The organism is Nitrospira sp. (genome assembly GCA_030653545.1).
Classification (GTDB): Bacteria; Nitrospirota; Nitrospiria; order Nitrospirales; family Nitrospiraceae; genus Nitrospira_D.
In genome coordinates this window covers 34,253-49,729 of sequence record JAURZE010000038.1, presented here as the reverse complement: position 1 = coordinate 49,729, position 15,477 = coordinate 34,253, and the positions used below count along the sequence as shown (strand labels likewise).

The window sequence follows — 15,477 nt, the reverse complement described above, 5'->3', positions numbered from 1 at the left end:
GTTTACTTTCTTCCCCGCCGCTCTGTAGACTGCTCGTACTTTTGCAATGAGTACTGATAAGCCAGCTTTCTCTCCAGCGGCAGAACCTCTCTCAACTGATCCGGTCGATCAGGTCATCCGCTATCACATCCAGACGAAGCATCACTTCAATCGCTATGCCCGATCGACGGGGTATCTGGATTGGGCGAATCAGCCTGATCCCTTTCGGCGCTTCGCCGGGGCGGAGCTGATTCCGTTACCCTTATTGAAGCCGGATGAGGAGCCCATCTCGCCGGCCTATGACGCGGTCTATCAGCAGGGGGCGGTTCCCTCTCAGCTGGTCACCCTGCGTTCGCTTTCCCGGTTTTTTGAATTTGCCCTGGCCCTGTCTGCCTGGAAGAAAGGCGGAGAGACGGAATGGGCGCTGCGGAGTAATCCCTCATCCGGCAATCTCCATCCGACGGAAGGCTATGTAATCCTGCCGCAGATCGGCGGACTCGACATACAGCCGGGGCTTTACCACTATGCGCCGAAAGAACATGGGCTGGAGCGGCGGGCAGCATTTCCGGCTGAGCTGATCGCGCAGTTGCTCGCTCCGTTCCCGCCGGGAGCGTTTCTCTTCGGTCTCTCGTCGGTACATTGGCGGGAAGCCTGGAAGTACGGGGAGCGCGCGTTTCGCTACTGCAATCATGATATTGGACATGCCCTTGGTTCTGCGCGGGTCGCAGCGGCGACGTTGGGGTGGAACATGGCGCTGCTGGACGGGGTGGAGCAGAACTCTGTGGCCTTGTTGTTAGGCACGAATCGCCCGGATGATTTCGCCGATGTCGAACCGGAGCATCCGGATTGTCTCTGTGTGCTGTGGCCACGCGAGACCGAGGAGCCCTGGTCTTCAGACATCCCCCTCTCTCTCGATGCGGCCCTGGTCAAGGATTTCTCAAATGTGTCCTGGCAGGGGAAAGCAAATCGACTGAGCGGGGAGCACGGAGTTCATTGGGAGGCGATCGACGCGGTCGCCGATGCTTCGTGGAAGTTGTCGCAGGAGCAGCCGGTGTTGTCGCGTCCTCTTCCTGGGACGATCGACGCTTCAGGAGTGACGGGCGCCGCCGGGCCTCCGGCGGGCCAAATCATCCGTCAGCGTCGAAGCGCCGTGTCGTTTGATGGACGGACATCGATTTCGTCGGCGGTCTTCTTTCGCATGCTGCAACGGGTAATGCCGCGCGCCGAACGTCCTCAGTTGGAGCGGCCGATGCCCTGGGATCTGTGGCCTCATGATCCGGCGATTCATTTGATGATCTTTGTGCATCGCGTCGAGGGGCTGGCGCCCGGTCTCTATGTCCTGGTGCGGGATCGGGCGAAGCTGCCGCTGGTCCAGCAGTCGCTCAATCCGGAGCTGGTCTGGACGCAGCCGCCGGGATGCCCTGATGACTTAGCGCTCTATTGGTTGCTCGAGGGTGATGCAAAGCGTGCGGCGGCGCAGGTGAGTTGCCATCAAGAGATTGCCGCGGACAGCGCCTTCTCGCTGGGCATGTTGGCTGAGTTTGAAGGACGCTTGCGTCAGGCGGGGGCCTGGTTTTATCCTCGGTTGTTCTGGGAGGCCGGATTGCTTGGCCAGGTATTGTATTTGGAGGCGGAGGCGGCCGGGGTGCGAGGGACGGGGATCGGCTGTTTCTTCGATGACCCGGTTCATGAGATGCTGGGCGTGCAGGGTTTGTCCTTTCAATCGCTGTATCACTTTACGATTGGCGGACCGGTGGAGGATCGCAGAATGATGACATTGGCTGCCTACCACCATCTGAGTCGATAGCGGCACGCATTCAGTAAAACCAATAGCTTGAATGGACGTCTTGGATGTTTAAGATTAAGAAGAAAAGCGAGAAGCCGAAACTGCCGGTCCTCTATAACGTCATCGAGGACTATTCGGAATTCGATGCCCCTGGAAACGTTACGGCTTGTGCGACGACGCTTCCTGAAGATCTTCCCGGCCATGCCAAGATTCTGTCCGAAAGCTATGGAGTGCCGCTGGCGACGATGACGGAGTTGCTGACTCAGGGCGGGGTCTATGTCTATCCTGCGGAGGGTGGACTCTTGACGCGCGGGCTCTTTGCCTGCGTGATCGATCCGACGGGTCTGTTGCCGAAGCGAACGTTTGTCCTGGATTTGATGCAGTTTGCCGAGACGGAGCATTTGGCTCGTGCCCGGTCGCTCCCGATGGCCGAGGCGGCCTATGAGATCTTCCATCGCACGTTGCCGGATGAGCTGAAGGAAAAGCTGGAGCAGAAGAATCTGGGGTTAGACTACCGCATGATCGATCGGGCTGTGGCGAAGGGCGGCGATATCAAGTACATCGATTTCCGCAAGGACTGGTCGCCGCACTTCAAACGGCTCTGCATCATGCCGGACGGACGGCTGGTCGAGACGGGCGGACTGGAGGAGTTTGCGCAGTTGCACGGGATTGCGGTGGCGCAAGCCAAGCAGCTGATCGAAGAGGGCGGCACGTTGGAAGTCGGTGCGGATGTGCTGGCCTGCCAGATAGTGAACGGCCAGTCGTCGGTGGCGCGGTTCGGTGCGAAGAATTACCTGAAGGCGAAGGACCTGGCCGCATCCAAGGGGATTCACATCCTGGATGCGCTGAGCGAGGTTGCCTACAACGATCCCGTCATGATGCGGGGGCTTGTACGGAAAGAACTATCGGGCGGACGTTAGCAGGCTGTTCGTTGAAGCTCCTGAGATGAAATCACCGTCCCACCAGTTGTTATTGCTGTTCTCCTGCCTCTTTCTGATTTCCGGATGCGCGGCGCCTAAGCCGATTCTCTACCCCAATGCCCACTTTCGCCAGGTCGGGGAGTCTACTGCGGAGCAGGATATCGAGGACTGTTCAGCCATGGCCAAAGAGGCTGGAGCGACCCCGGGCCAGGGAAAGAGCGGCCAAGTGGCCGGGAGTACGACGGCGGGTGGTGCGATTGGATCAGCGGCCGGCGCTGTAGGCGGGGCGGTCGTCGGACATCCCGGGCGCGGGGCGATGGTCGGGGCGGCGAGCGGAGCAACCGGTGGACTGCTCCGCGGCCTGTTTCGGAAGTCGCAGCCCAGTCAGGCGTTCAAGCAGTTTGTGAATCGTTGTCTGCAGGAGCGCGGCTATGAGCCTATGGGATGGGAATAGCCGGCGCTTTGGGTTGAGCGGGTTGCCCGAGAGATTTTCGCCAAACCTGCCAGAGTAGTGCGCCGAGGATGGTGCCGCTGAGGTTGCAGACAATATCCAAGGGCGAAGGGCGACGATTGTGGGAGTAGACCTGATAGAGTTCGACCGTGCAGGAAAGGAGTAAGCCCACAATCACGGCCGTGAGGAGGGCTGAGCGGTTGTTCGAATTCCGATGTTGGAGGAACAGGACGGCCAAGGGGGCGTAGAGGGCGACGTTCACAATAATGTCCAGCCAGAATTGGAGGGATTGCATCTCGTCGAACGGTGGAAGCCAAATGACATATTCCCAATGGGAATGGCCGACGAAGACGGACCCATAGACACCACTGGCGAGGATGAGGAGGCTGTACAGAATCCAGAACGTCAGCCACATAAGCGTCGAGCATTTCCCTAAAAGGTCGCGCGTCACATCACCGCCGGCTTCCGTGATCCTCTCAGATCCTCTAGAAAGACTTCCAGTAAATACTGCTTCTGCCGTGGCATGTCCTGGGGGGAGTTGTTCGCTATCAGCCAGACCAGAGGCCTCAATGTCTCCGGGAAACCGACCAGGCGTCACGCGAAAAGGGCTATGTCGATGTAGAGAATGTGGCGGTTGGCGGAACAGGGCTTGGAGCTGGAGTGGAGAGAAGGGCGTTGATGGTGTCGACGAAGGTGGTCTTCTCGAAGGGTTTTTTAAGGAACCCGGCCGCTCCTTTAGCTTTTGATTTTTCTTCGAGGCCGATCTTAGCTTGTCCCGTCACGACGACGACGGGAATGTGTTTGGTTAAGGTATTGGCTTTGATGCGATCGAGTAGCATCCAGCCGTCTCCGCCCGGCAGCCCGATATCGACAACAATGAGTGCGGGTTTTTCGCGGAGGGCCGATCCGGTGGCTTGGAGAGTATCGCCTGCGGAGAGGACGAGATAGCTTTCCTCAGAGAGGAACGCTTTCACAAGCAATTGGAAGTCCGGGCTATCGTCGACAATCAGTATTTTGGTCCTGGTTCGCATGTCAATGTGCGGGACGTTGCATGACCACCAGCGGCCCCTGATCGAGGTCAAAAAGCAGCTGCTGAAGCCGGGCGGCGTCCGGATCCGAGAGTGTTTGAAACTCCAGACCAAAGGTATTGCCTCGCACCCACCGGACAACCGCCTGATCAATCTCCAGTGGCCACTGGGAGTCCGGGAGTTGGATCTGCAGTCCGACCATGCTCTGGGCCGGTAGCGGTATCTTCGATTCGATACTGCAGCCGCCTACGGACAGATTGGTAATAGTGCCCTGGCCTGCGAGCGTTTCGCCGGCGAAAGTGCTCCCGAAGTTGACGTCGAATCGCGGGCTTTTTCGATGATATGCCATGCTGACAAACCTACCGGAGTTGAGTTCAATGTGCTACGCATACCGATTCGCGAGAAGGGGCTTCTGTCCTTCTTCATCGGCACAACAGACTGTCAACTTGAGGTGGAATGGATCGGGTGCGATCGGGAAACGATGTCGGCGGAGGCAGGGCCGGGATTGTTCGTGGGTGGGGAAGGAGGGCTACTTGGCTGCCAGTTCTTCCTGTACGGCCTGAAGGAGTTTGTTGAGATCGAAGGGTTTCTGGAACGTTCGTCTGGCACCAAAAAGATTGGCCACGTCTAAGAAGTTGCGATCGCCTTGTGCGCCGGTGATCGCGATGACCTTGGCGTCCACATATTCACGAGTCAGCTGGAGCGTGGTTTCCAAGCCGTCGGTATCCGGCATCAGCAGATCCATGATGACCAGGTCGGCTGGATGCTTCTGATAGATCTCAATTCCTTCGCGTCCATTGGACGCTTCAAGCACCTGATGTCCGGCTTTTTCCAACACTTCGCGGAGGAGATGGCGGATGGACTCTTCGTCGTCGATGATCAAAATCGTAGCCATGGTTTTTCCTTAATCTATGAGTGCGATCTTACCCGTCTGTCGGCTGTGTGTCTAGGAAGAAAATGGTTGGCGATCGGCCTGAATGGGGACGGTCTCGCCTGGGCCTATCACGCGAAGCAGCGTATCGGATTGGAACGGAGATGAGCGAAGAACTCATCGAACGAATATTCATTGACCGATCCGATCCTTTTTGATAAAACTCGATTCATCTGCTGCCGGTTCTCTGCAACGCACCTTCTTCGGAGAGTATTTCGTGACAACTGGATCGCATTGGGCCTGGACCCGACGTACGTTTCTGCAAACTTCCGTGATGGCTTTGGCCCTCGCCCTGTTGCCGGGGTTAAGGCCCCAGCGTGTGGCGGCGCAGGCGCTTCCAGAAGGCCGGTTGACCTTCTTGAATGTCTGGACCGATGAGCGGCTGGATGTGACGTATCGGAATGAAGCCGGTGAGTATGATTTGGACGCATTGGATGACGTCAATCATATCCTGCGTTGCCATGCGACCGGCGAAGTCTCAGCGATTGATGTGCGAGTGTTGGAACATGTCAATTTAGTGCAAAAGAAATTGGGTGGCGATCGGGAGATTCATATCGTCTCCGGCTATCGTTCTCCGGAGTATAACGCGCGACTCGTTCGTGCCGGCCGACGAGCGGCGAAGAATAGCCTGCATATGCAGGGTCAGGCGATCGATATACAGATTCCTGGCATTCATCCCAAAGTCATTCGACAGGCCGCCCTTGAATTGGGCTATGGCGGCATCGGCTATTATCCCCGTTCGAAATTCGTGCATCTGGATTCCGGGGCGTTCCGGTCCTGGTAAGAGCCAGTAGTTTTTGGTACCTCCAACGCGGTATCCTCGTGTCCTGTTCCCACCTGTCGCGACTCTTTATTCTTGAGGAGGATTGTATGATCGTTCGTCTCTCTACGCTGAGATGTGTGTGCCTGGTGGCACTCCTGGGTACGATGGTCGATGCGCCGGTGATCCAGGCTGAGACGACGAACGGGGCTGCGAAGGTCGTGGTCTCGAAGGGGAAGCATGTGTCGCTGGAATATACGCTGAAGCTGAACGAGAAAGATGTCGTGGAATCGAATGTCGGCGGTGAACCGATGACCTATCTGCACGGCGCGGAAGAAATTGTTCCTGGACTGGAGAAAGCGCTGGAGGGGATGGCGGTCGGGGAGAAGAAGCACATCGCCGTCAAACCCACGGATGCCTACGGAGAGGTGGATCAGAAAGCTATTCAGGAAGTGAAGAAGAGCCTGGTGCCGGAGCATGCGTGGAAGGTCGGAGCCGAATTGGAAGCGCGGGGGCCCGAAGGGCAATCGCTGTTTCCCCATGTAACGGAAGTGAAAGAAGATTCGGTGGTGTTGGACTTCAACCACCCGCTGGCCGGGAAGACCCTGTACTTCGACGTCAAAATTCTGGAGATCCGCGCAGAGGCCAAGACCAAGTAGGCGAGAGCCGCTACTCCGGCTGCAGTTTGAAGAAAAGCATGGAGAGGGGCGGAAGCGTCAGGTTGAGCGAATAGGGGAGGCCGTGGCAGGGGCTGGCCTCGGCGCGCACGCCGCCGGAGTTCCCCATGTTGCTGCCCCCGTACAGTTCGGCGTCGCTGTTGAGCAGCTCTCGATAGTGCCCCGCTGTCGGGACGCCGACGCGGTAGTGATGCCGCGGAACCGGGGTAAAGTTTCCTATGCAGAGAATGGATTCCGAGCCATCCTCGCCCTTTCGCAGAAAGACGATGACCGAATTCTCCGCGTCGTTGAAGTCGATCCACTGAAATCCATTCCACTCGTAGTCGACCCTGTGCAGCGCCGGTTCCTGCCGGTAGAGATGATTCAGATCCCGTACAAAACGCTGTAACCCGTGATGGGGCGGGTATTCACAGAGATGCCAGTCCAGACTGGTGTCATGGTTCCATTCCCTCCACTGTCCGAACTCATTCCCCATGAACAGCATTTTTTTCCCCGGATGGCCGTACATATAGCCATAGAGGGCGCGGAGATTGGCGAATTGTTGCCAGGGATCGCCGGGCATTTTCCCGATCAATGATCGCTTGCCGTGAACGACTTCGTCGTGGGAGAGAACCAGGACGAAGTTTTCCGTGAAGGCGTAGAGCAAGCCGAACGTCATTTGGTTTTGATGGAACTTCCGATGCACCGGTTCGTGGGCGAAATAGTTGAGCGTGTCGTGCATCCAGCCCATGTTCCACTTGAAGGTAAAGCCCAGGCCGCCGGTATAGGTGGGGCGTGAGACACCCGGCCAGGAAGTGGATTCTTCTGCGATGGTCATGGCACCGGGGAAGTCCCGATGAACGAGGACGTTCAGTTCCTTGAGCAGCGTCACCGCGCCGAGGTTTTCATTGCCGCCGAACTGATTGGGAATCCATTCGCCGGCTTTGCGTCCGTAGTCGAGGTAGAGCATCGAGGCGACGGCGTCCACGCGTATGCCGTCGATGTGATACTTGTCGAGCCAGAACAGCGCACTGTTCAGGAGAAAATTGCGCACTTCCGGACGGTCATAATTGAAGATCCGGCTGTGCCAATCCGGGTGATAGCCGAGGCGAGGATCGGCATGGTCATAGAGATGAGTGCCGTCGAAAAACGCGAGGCCATGCGGATCGTCAGGGAAATGCGCGGGGGCCCAATCCATGATCACCCCGATTCCGGCTGCATGGGCGGCATCGACGAACGCCATGAAGTCTTCCGGCGTCCCGTAGCGGCTGGTCGCAGAAAAATAGCCGGTAGCTTGATAGCCCCAGGATCCGTCGAAGGGATGCTCGGTGACGGGGAGGAGTTCGAGATGGGTGTAGCCGAGGTCCTTCACATAGGGGATGAGTCGAGAGGCCAGCTCATGATAGGTGAGCCAACGATTTCCTTCCTCCGGTACCCGCATCCATGATCCGAGATGAACTTCATAAATGGCGATGGGGGCGCGCAAGGGATTGAGCTGCGCGCGCGCGTTCATCCAGGCTTCATCGTGCCAGGTGAAATCAGAGAGATCACGTACGATCGAGGCGGTGCGAGGACGAAGTTCACTGGCGCACGCGTAGGGGTCCGCCTTCACCAAGACGGCATCCTGGCCGCGCGGCCGAATCTCATATTTGTAGAGGCTTCCATCGGGCAGGTCGGGGAGGAAGAGTTCCCAAAGTCCCGTCGATCCTCGATTAGTCATCGGGTGGCAACGGCCATCCCAGCGATTGAATTCACCGACCACACTGACGCGAGCGGCATTCGGCGCCCAGACGACGAAATGCACGCCGGTGATGCCTTCTGTCGTGCGAACGTGTGCGCCCAGCGATTCGTAGGCTCGATAAAACGTGCCTTCTGAAAAGAGATGCAGCTCGAAATCGGTCAGCAGCGGCGGTAACGCGTAGGGATCATGGCTTTCCGTGATGGTGCCGTCGGCAGCCTGCGCGCGGATCGTATAGTCGTGTGCATGTTTCTGTTGGGGGAGAATGGCTTCAAAGAGGCCGGCCTCGTGGATGCGCTTGGCCTGGATCGGAGCGGTTTGACCGGTAGGCACAATCCCGACGGATTCGGCGAACGGAAGCCATATGCGGATGGCCATACCCTGAGGAGTCGGATGCGGGCCAAGGATCGCACGCGGATTCCAATGGGTGCCGGTAATAAGTCGTTCGAGATCGTCCAGCTTGAGTGCGGTAGGGGTTGCCATAGGTCTATCCTAAGGCATCACTCGATCAGAAGAAAGCATGAAGCGTGAATAGGGAATGAGGAAGATCACCGCCGTGGTCGGCTATTGGGATGGTTTTGGGGAAGGGGCCGCGAAGAGTGAGTGGTGCGCCCGACAGGACTTGAACCTGTAACCTTCTGATCCGTAGTCAGATGCTCTATCCATTGAGCTACGGGCGCATGGTCTCTTGGGTAAGAAGGGACGAGGCCCCCAGACAGCAAGAGGTAGGGCGTGGTTATACATGGCCAAGCTCACATGGGTCAAGTCGGCGCGGGGCGATGACGCTGAAGGAGATCCTGGATCGACCACATCGGGTGCTCTATCGGCTGATCGCGACCTCAACCGAACGAGCGCTTTCATTACCGCTTGTGTCAACGGCTGTCAGGGTAAAGTAGTAGATCGTGCCGGATGTTAGATTGCTGATCGTGGTAGATGTCGTATTGCCTACTCCGACCGAATTCGAATAGTTTCTCGAACTGGTGCCATAGTACACGCGGTAATACGACAGGTCCGATTCGGTATTCCGGTTCCACGAGAGTGTGACTGCCGCGGTTCCTGTCGTGGGCGGTGGAGTGGTGGTGGACGTTGTTGTGGTGGAGGAGAAGGTGATGGTGGGATCGAAGGCGGTCGAGTCGTACGAGTTATTGCCGTCGGCGCCCCGGTTGATTACAAAGTCCAGCGCCTCACCGGCGGCGAGCGTGGCGGTCAGATTGAAGGTGATGCCGGTGGTGTTGCCGTTGGCGAGGGCCTGTTGCCAGAGGACGGTGGTGCCTTTGCGAATCGAGACGGTGACGCCGCCTCCGCCCCCTACATTAAGGTCCCGTGCGGTGCCGGTGATCTGCGCGGTGCCGGTTCCCGGGGCGACCCAACGGCGCACCGCGTCGCTGCTGTTTCCTGGATGTCCCTCGTTGGCTGCCAGAAAGAGATAGGTTTCTGCGCCCTGCCAATAGTTGGCCGCGGTATTAAAGGTCAAGCGGGTGCCCGCAGAGTTGAGATAAAACCAGCTCCGGTGCCCCTGCACGGCGGAAAAATCCGTTGAGGCCCGGTAGGTGCCGGTTGCAGTGGGTGCAGGGGTGGTGGTCGAGGTTGCAGTCGGGGAGAACGTGATCAATGGATCGAAGGCGGTCGCGTCGTACGAGTTATTGCCGTCGCTGCCGCGGTTGATTACAAAGTCCAGGGCCTCACCGGCCGCCAACTGGGTGGTCACGTTGAAGGTAATGCCGGTGGTATTGCCGTTGGCGAGGGCCTGTTGCCAGAGGACGGTGGTGCCTTTGCGAATCGAGACGGTGACGCCGCCTCCACCCCTGGTATCCAGGTCCCGGACCGTTCCAGTGATCTGCGCGGCGCCGGATCCCGGGGCGACCCAGCGGCGCACCGTGTCACGCGTGGCGCCCGGATGCCCGTTAGCGGCGGTAAGCTGGAGGTAGGGCTCCGTTCCTTGCCAGAGGTTGGCGGTGGTATTAAAGGTCAAGCGGGTGCCTGCGGAATCGAGATAGAACCAGCCCCGCTGCCCCTGCACGGCGGAAAAATCCGTTGATGCTCGGTAGGTGATACCAGCCGCCGAAGAGGGAGTGGTTGCTAATGATGCAGTAGCTATGGGCGTAGTGGCAGGAGACAAGGTACTCGAGGTAAGACTGGATGCTGCTGTCAGAAGAGCTGCGCTTGTGGGTGTTGCTGGCGAATTTCCGTTCACTATTCCTGTAATCTCGGCGGGGCTTAGGGCCTGACTGAGGATCTCCACATCGTCGAGTACGCCATTGAAGTGGTGACCGGAGTCTCCCCGCCTCCCCAAAATCAGTGGTGCCTGGTTGGTGGTCCGAATTCGATTGATCGGCAGCTGTCCGGCCGGGATTCCGTCGACATATAGCCGTAAGGTCGAATTGTCGTACGTCATGGCGAGATGGTGCCATTGGCCGAGACTGATCGAAGGTCCCTCGAGATAAAACATGTTCTCGGATCCATTGCCAATGTTGAGGCAGCCGAGAAGCTTTCCTGTGGTGCTGAGGGCCAACGCGTAGTATCCATCTACCCAATCATGGAGCCCTACGTTTGCCAGCGTGGAGTTCCAATAGCTGTTTGCAAATGTTGAGGGCTTCACCCACAGAGCAACGGTTAGTTTCTGTGGAGAAAGCATTCCGAGATTGGGAATTTGTACATAGTCGTCGGCTCCGTCAAAGCTCAGTCCGCCACCTATCTTTCCAGTGGTCCATCCGGGACCATTCATCAGCGTGCCACGGAGTCCATTCCCCGATATATCGGCTGTCGTCGATCCAGTTCCTTCTTCGAAGGTCCAGCGGCCGGCTGTGGTGGCATGAGCAGCTGATGTGGGGGGGAAGGAGGGGTTCGAATTGAGATACAGGACGGCCGGGCCGCTGAACGGCGGGGTGAAGGTTTGCGGGCCTCCGGGGGCGCCGACGGTGCCCGTGGCGGCGACCGCACCGGTTGTCGGGTTGAACCATTCGTAGGTGTAGGTGCCTGACGTGAGATCGACGGAGAAGCTTCCGGATCCCGGTTGGTAGGCCAAATACTCGCGGCCCTGATTTGCCAAGCAGTAGCCGGTTGTCGAGAGCGCGCTTCGAGGCGCCATGGAGGCTAGGTCCATTCGTGTGGCGTAGGAACGTGTGTGACCCATGGCGGATCGTCCCGCTACGAATCCTGCAGAGCTGAGCAAGTCCTCCATCAAGATCGGGTTATGTCCACGCAGGAAGCTTTTCCACACCCACATGGTTGTCGCCGACGGATTGTTTTGAAAGAGCGCGTAGCCGAGATGCTCTGTGTCGAGGATGCTGATTTTGGTTCCGTCGGTGGCCGGGGGGCTGCTGATGAATGGATCGCTGGGGTTATCGAGCGATCCCGCTACGAAGGACAGCCAATCTGCCGGACTATTGAGGAGGGCGGTGTTGCCGGTGCCTTGTGCCCCGGTCATTCCGACCGCATGTTGGGAGGCCTTCCCTGCCTCGTAGGTTCTAATCAGTGTCGTCACATGTGATTGCCACGCCGGGTCACCGGGCGTATCGGCATTGGAGATTTCGAATATGACGTTATTCAGATCGTTGACCGTGTCGACGACCTTTCTGACGTAGGCGTCTTGCAGCTGTGTGACGGCGGTAAGCTGCAGGGTATGCGTTTCTTCGCCGTTGCCGTTTCCGTTTGGATCTCCGTTGATACCGTTGACGTTGTTGCTCGGATTGTAGGGGTGGTAGCGCCACACGTTCCGGCCGGGAGTGAGCGCATTTGCATTCCAGGCATCCCGGAAATTAAACAACATGATGCTGACATAGATGCCCCGGTCGCGGGCCGCAATGACCCGTGTGCGTAATCGATCGAAGTACGCTTGATCGAATTGCGCCAGGTTGAATTTGGGGGATCCGTCTGCGGCGGTGCCAGGACCCGTTCGTGCGTAGGGCAGGGGGGTGGCTTTCTGGTACCAGGGGGCGGCTCCCGTGAATCCCGGGGCCGGCATGAGGGCGACGTCGGCCTGGGGAGACTCGGCAGTCCACAGGCGGATGAAGTTATGGTTGTTGGCTCGTAGCTGGTCGAGGTAAGCGGAATAGTTGAATGCCGTCGCATTTCCGTCTTGAAGACTGTGCCAGATGTGCGATCCGGTCAAGTAGACGGGGTGTCCCGTCGCGTCGGCGAAGTATCGCGGGTTTGTCGGATGGATGCGCAGAGGACCGGACGTCGGGCCGGTTTGAGCGTGGAGGGTCGTCGCGAAACATGTTGCGAAGAGGACGGCACCCAGCACACGAAGAATATTTCCAGGCATTCGTTACACCATGATCCAGAGTGAGTTGTTACAACGACGATGTCGATTAAATGGGCAGTCCGCGATGTGGAGTCAGCAGGTCCAGTGATCAGAGGGCAGGTGATCCACTTTTCAAAGCCGACAAGCAACCGATAGAGAACCCTTGGTGGGGAAGCCTGAGCAATGACCGTGCCGTCGTCTCTATGGAGGAATGTTCTTCGAAAAACCCTTTAAATGCCTGAAAAACGGTTCGTGACAATGTGGTGCGACTCGCGGCGGCACGGAGAGCCGATTGGCCGGCTGTAGGATTGTACTCGGTGGCCTTCACCGGCGAATTGAGAGGTGAAAATCATGGAGAGCCTTTGCGACAGGCCTAGGATTGCAGTCAGTCTGGGTATTTGATCGAAGACTGGCGAGAGCAGCGTTGGCCATCTGTAAGCGCTGGGCATGATCTCGGGAACCGATTGTCAGCGTATGGGGCACTGGCGCGGATGAGCAAAAGGCTATTCAGCGGCAAGGTGCTCGGGTATGATTCGAAAGATTCTCCGTTGTGAAGAAATCGGACGGAGAAAGGCCAACTATGCAAATACATCAAACTGAACCACACGGCCATGGTGACGGAAGCATCTGCTTGTCTCGCGGGAATTCCTGGAGACTGTGGGGCGTGTTCCTTGTCGGCACGATCCTGGTTGCGGCCATCGGTACCTGGCTGGTGTGGTTTTCTTTCGTGATCCAACGGCAGCACAATGAGGCGGATATCCGGGCGGCTTGTCAGCGGGTTATGCCGGAAACGGTCGAGCGGTGCGTCGATACGGTGGTCATTCAGCGGGGAGGGATGAGACGGTGAGTCAATCTACGATGCGCAAGGGTGCCATCTTGGGAATTGTGATTGGGATGAGCCTCCTGTCTGTTCCGGTATTGTCCTCGGCTGAAGAGGTTGAGCCAGCGTCCCGGCAGCGGGTCGAGCTGTCGCTCAGATCTTGGATGTTCACGAATGGCGAAACGAAGTGGAGTCACGATGCTTCGGGGCTCGATTCGCGATTGGGCAATCCCACCTCGAAGCTGACCTACAAAGATAACAATACGCAGATCATGGAGCTGGGGGCCAAGATTAATTTGTCGAGGCGCTGGTTTATGCGCGGTGAAGTGGGGTTTTCGGTCGATTTCGATCGCGGGAAGATGACCGATGATGACTATCTTTCGACGGGCGGTCAGCGTCTATTTTCGCGAACCACCAGTGACACGACCGGCCACGGGACCTGGTATCTCAATCTTGATGGAGGCCAGCGGGTCGTAGAGTTTTCGGGTAACCGAGGATCTGTGGATGTGTTTGGTGGATTCCAATACTGGAGAACGAAGTACGAGGCGCGAAGCGTTCGCCAGGAAGTCTGCAATCCGTCGGGCGTCTTTACTTGCAGTGCTGCCGGGACGGTGAGCAATCAAGGGGCCCTGGCGATCGTCAATACCACACATTGGATTACCCCCTTCCGTGTGGGCGCTCAATCGGAGTATCGACTTACCCGGTGGTTTAGCCTTGAGGGAAAACTCGCGGCGAGCCCGATCAGCATTGTCTATAACGAAGATCGACATGAACTGCGTTCTGACCTACAACGTCCTAGTTTTACGATGTGGGGACTAGGGATGAGCGCCAATGCTGATGCGGGGATGAAATTCATGCTGGCGAGAAATGTCGCGCTGACCATGGGCTATCGCCTCTGGTGGAACCGGACTTTTACGGGGACATGGGAAAATCATCCGGTGGGATCGACGTCAGAAACAGCCCCGCTTCGGGAGTTTCAGACGATCCGCCACGGGGCCACGATTGGACTCACTGCAGCCTTCTAGCCGTATACAAAACAGAAAGCACTGTCGTCAACGTCGCGGGCGTCCGGACGGCAGCGTGTCCTCTTCATATTGCAGGAACAGCCGTTTCGCCTCCGGGTGGAGTTGTCCCGGCTGGCCGTACGGAATCCCGGCGGTGCGGAAGAGCGGGGTGAGCTTGCCGTTGGGGTGGAGAAAGCCCGCCCGCAGCGGCACGGTGCGTTTGCTATGGCGGACCAGGCGGCAGGGAGAGGGCCGGATGGATGTGAGCCAGTCGGCGATATCCTGGGGATTGCCGATCGAGGCGGAGAGTAACAGCAGCTTCGCTTGCGAGGGACAGAAGATGATGGTCTCTTCCCACACGACACCCCGTTCCGGATCTGCCAGATATTGCGATTCGTCTAAGATCACCAGCCCGAGCGTATCCAACCGCACATCGATTTCGCCGCTGGCTGCGTCGTAGAGCAGGTTGCGGAGAATTTCCGTGGTCATGATGAGGATGGGGGCCTGACTGTTGTCCTGCCGGTCCCCTGTCAGAATGCCGACGCGGTCGCTGCCGAAGATCTTGGAGAATTCGGTGAACTTCGTATTCGAGAGCGCTTTCAGCGGGGATGTGTAGATGACCGTCCGGTTCTCGTCCATCGCGCGCCGCGCGGCTTCCACAGCCACAAAGGTTTTTCCGCTCCCGGTCGGTACACTCACCACCACGTCTGTCTCTGCTAGTCCTGCCAGCGCGTCTTCCTGCCAGGGATCCGGGACAAAGGGTTGCGGACTCGGCACGCCGAGCCCTTCCAGCCAGGCTGCCAGTGAAACCCCCGGATCGGTGGATTCCGGTTCATGCGCGCGATGCGGCCTTCTGCTTGGAGGAGGAGCGGTGTGTCGCGGCGCCGTCGGTCGGGTCGGCGCCGGGGCGACTTGTGCGTGTGTTTGCCGTTCGCCGATGAGCGCTTGTAAGTCGGACTCGAGGCCAGCGAGGTTTTGTGACGAGTGTTGCAGCAGCAGTTCGATAAGACGGCGTTTGCCTGCCCGAAAGTGTCGGTGTACGCGTCCGCGCGATAGTTTATGGAGGACGGCGATCGGTTGCTGGACTAAGAGTTGTGTCAGTTCGTCAGTGGTCATTGCAACAATATCCTTGTGCGGGACTTGCGAGAAAGGCGTGAA

General features: G+C 58.0%; 14 protein-coding genes and 1 tRNA gene. 7 read left to right on the top strand and 8 right to left on the bottom strand.

Features of this window, described 5'->3' with window-relative positions; translation table 11 throughout:
* Positions 1-46 precede the first annotated feature (46 nt).
* Genes Q7U39_18375 through Q7U39_18365 form a run of 3 tightly spaced genes read left to right on the top strand, consistent with a single transcriptional unit; the run spans position 47 to position 3,139 of the window.
* Positions 47-1,786 carry a SagB/ThcOx family dehydrogenase gene (locus Q7U39_18375; protein ID MDO9119928.1) on the top strand — a complete coding sequence of 580 codons (1,740 nt, stop codon included), beginning with the start codon at positions 47-49 and terminating at the stop codon, positions 1,784-1,786.
* Between the two features lie 44 nt (positions 1,787-1,830).
* The gene (locus Q7U39_18370) at positions 1,831-2,685 is read left to right on the top strand and encodes a hypothetical protein (GenBank protein MDO9119927.1); all 855 of its coding nucleotides are present in this window, start codon (positions 1,831-1,833) and stop codon (positions 2,683-2,685) included.
* A gap of 25 nt (positions 2,686-2,710) precedes the next feature.
* Positions 2,711-3,139: a glycine zipper family protein gene (locus tag Q7U39_18365; GenBank protein MDO9119926.1), complete on the top strand. Its 429-nt coding sequence runs from the start codon at positions 2,711-2,713 to the stop codon at positions 3,137-3,139.
* On the opposite strand, the gene Q7U39_18360 is transcribed toward Q7U39_18365, so the two are convergent.
* The 4 genes from Q7U39_18360 to Q7U39_18345 form a co-directional block, all read right to left on the bottom strand.
* The gene (locus tag Q7U39_18360; GenBank protein MDO9119925.1) at positions 3,123-3,551 is read right to left on the bottom strand and encodes a VanZ family protein; all 429 of its coding nucleotides are present in this window, start codon (positions 3,549-3,551) and stop codon (positions 3,123-3,125) included. The two genes, Q7U39_18365 and Q7U39_18360, sit on opposite strands and share 17 nt — an antisense overlap.
* A 193-nt stretch (positions 3,552-3,744) precedes the next feature.
* Positions 3,745-4,167 carry a response regulator gene (locus tag Q7U39_18355; protein MDO9119924.1) on the bottom strand — a complete coding sequence of 141 codons (423 nt, stop codon included), beginning with the start codon at positions 4,165-4,167 and terminating at the stop codon, positions 3,745-3,747.
* A gap of 1 nt (position 4,168) precedes the next feature.
* The gene (locus Q7U39_18350) at positions 4,169-4,513 is read right to left on the bottom strand and encodes a PilZ domain-containing protein (GenBank protein MDO9119923.1); all 345 of its coding nucleotides are present in this window, start codon (positions 4,511-4,513) and stop codon (positions 4,169-4,171) included.
* Positions 4,514-4,693: 180 nt separating this feature from the next.
* The gene (locus tag Q7U39_18345) at positions 4,694-5,059 is read right to left on the bottom strand and encodes a response regulator (protein ID MDO9119922.1); all 366 of its coding nucleotides are present in this window, start codon (positions 5,057-5,059) and stop codon (positions 4,694-4,696) included.
* Between the two features lie 253 nt (positions 5,060-5,312).
* On the opposite strand from Q7U39_18345, the gene Q7U39_18340 reads away from it, so the two are divergent.
* Together Q7U39_18340 and Q7U39_18335 are read left to right on the top strand one after the other, a co-directional pair.
* Entirely contained in the window at positions 5,313-5,879 is a 567-nt protein-coding gene (locus Q7U39_18340) for a DUF882 domain-containing protein (GenBank protein MDO9119921.1), read from the top strand.
* Between the two features lie 86 nt (positions 5,880-5,965).
* Complete coding sequence (locus Q7U39_18335) at positions 5,966-6,514, top strand: peptidylprolyl isomerase (GenBank protein MDO9119920.1); 549 nt, start codon at positions 5,966-5,968, stop codon at positions 6,512-6,514.
* A 10-nt stretch (positions 6,515-6,524) separates the two neighbouring features.
* Here the strand turns inward: Q7U39_18335 and glgB are convergent, their stop codons facing one another.
* The 3 genes from glgB to Q7U39_18320 form a co-directional block, all read right to left on the bottom strand.
* Positions 6,525-8,732, bottom strand: a complete 2,208-nt coding sequence (gene glgB / locus Q7U39_18330) for a 1,4-alpha-glucan branching protein GlgB (protein ID MDO9119919.1) — start codon at positions 8,730-8,732, stop codon at positions 6,525-6,527.
* A 121-nt stretch (positions 8,733-8,853) separates the two neighbouring features.
* Positions 8,854-8,929: transfer RNA gene (locus Q7U39_18325), tRNA-Arg, on the bottom strand.
* A gap of 140 nt (positions 8,930-9,069) precedes the next feature.
* Positions 9,070-12,516, bottom strand: coding sequence for a LamG-like jellyroll fold domain-containing protein (locus tag Q7U39_18320; protein ID MDO9119918.1), 3,447 nt, complete (start codon positions 12,514-12,516; stop codon positions 9,070-9,072).
* Positions 12,517-13,075: 559 nt separating this feature from the next.
* Here Q7U39_18320 and Q7U39_18315 point away from each other — a divergent pair.
* Together Q7U39_18315 and Q7U39_18310 are read left to right on the top strand one after the other, a co-directional pair.
* A complete protein-coding gene (locus tag Q7U39_18315; GenBank protein MDO9119917.1) occupies positions 13,076-13,342 on the top strand; it encodes a hypothetical protein in 267 nt (88 codons plus the stop codon).
* Positions 13,339-14,340 (top strand): hypothetical protein, encoded by a 1,002-nt coding sequence (locus Q7U39_18310; GenBank protein MDO9119916.1) that lies wholly within the window; start codon positions 13,339-13,341, stop codon positions 14,338-14,340. The genes Q7U39_18315 and Q7U39_18310 overlap by 4 nt, the downstream gene beginning before the upstream one ends.
* Positions 14,341-14,367: 27 nt before the next feature.
* Here the strand turns inward: Q7U39_18310 and Q7U39_18305 are convergent, their stop codons facing one another.
* Positions 14,368-15,435, bottom strand: coding sequence for a DEAD/DEAH box helicase (locus Q7U39_18305; GenBank protein MDO9119915.1), 1,068 nt, complete (start codon positions 15,433-15,435; stop codon positions 14,368-14,370).
* Positions 15,436-15,477 lie beyond the last annotated feature (42 nt).

What these genes read in the sequence shown, in the direction of transcription:
- Q7U39_18375 (MDO9119928.1), top strand. Translation starts at nt 47, where the DNA reads ATGAGTACTGATAAGCCAGCTTTCTCTCCAGCGGCAGAACCTCTCTCA.
- Q7U39_18370 (MDO9119927.1), top strand. Translation starts at nt 1,831, where the DNA reads ATGTTTAAGATTAAGAAGAAAAGCGAGAAGCCGAAACTGCCGGTCCTC.
- Q7U39_18365 (MDO9119926.1), top strand. Translation starts at nt 2,711, where the DNA reads ATGAAATCACCGTCCCACCAGTTGTTATTGCTGTTCTCCTGCCTCTTT.
- Q7U39_18360 (MDO9119925.1), bottom strand. Translation starts at nt 3,551, where the DNA reads ATGTGGCTGACGTTCTGGATTCTGTACAGCCTCCTCATCCTCGCCAGT.
- Q7U39_18355 (MDO9119924.1), bottom strand. Translation starts at nt 4,167, where the DNA reads ATGCGAACCAGGACCAAAATACTGATTGTCGACGATAGCCCGGACTTC.
- Q7U39_18350 (MDO9119923.1), bottom strand. Translation starts at nt 4,513, where the DNA reads ATGGCATATCATCGAAAAAGCCCGCGATTCGACGTCAACTTCGGGAGC.
- Q7U39_18345 (MDO9119922.1), bottom strand. Translation starts at nt 5,059, where the DNA reads ATGGCTACGATTTTGATCATCGACGACGAAGAGTCCATCCGCCATCTC.
- Q7U39_18335 (MDO9119920.1), top strand. Translation starts at nt 5,966, where the DNA reads ATGATCGTTCGTCTCTCTACGCTGAGATGTGTGTGCCTGGTGGCACTC.
- glgB (MDO9119919.1), bottom strand. Translation starts at nt 8,732, where the DNA reads ATGGCAACCCCTACCGCACTCAAGCTGGACGATCTCGAACGACTTATT.
- Q7U39_18320 (MDO9119918.1), bottom strand. Translation starts at nt 12,516, where the DNA reads ATGCCTGGAAATATTCTTCGTGTGCTGGGTGCCGTCCTCTTCGCAACA.
- Q7U39_18315 (MDO9119917.1), top strand. Translation starts at nt 13,076, where the DNA reads ATGCAAATACATCAAACTGAACCACACGGCCATGGTGACGGAAGCATC.
- Q7U39_18305 (MDO9119915.1), bottom strand. Translation starts at nt 15,435, where the DNA reads ATGACCACTGACGAACTGACACAACTCTTAGTCCAGCAACCGATCGCC.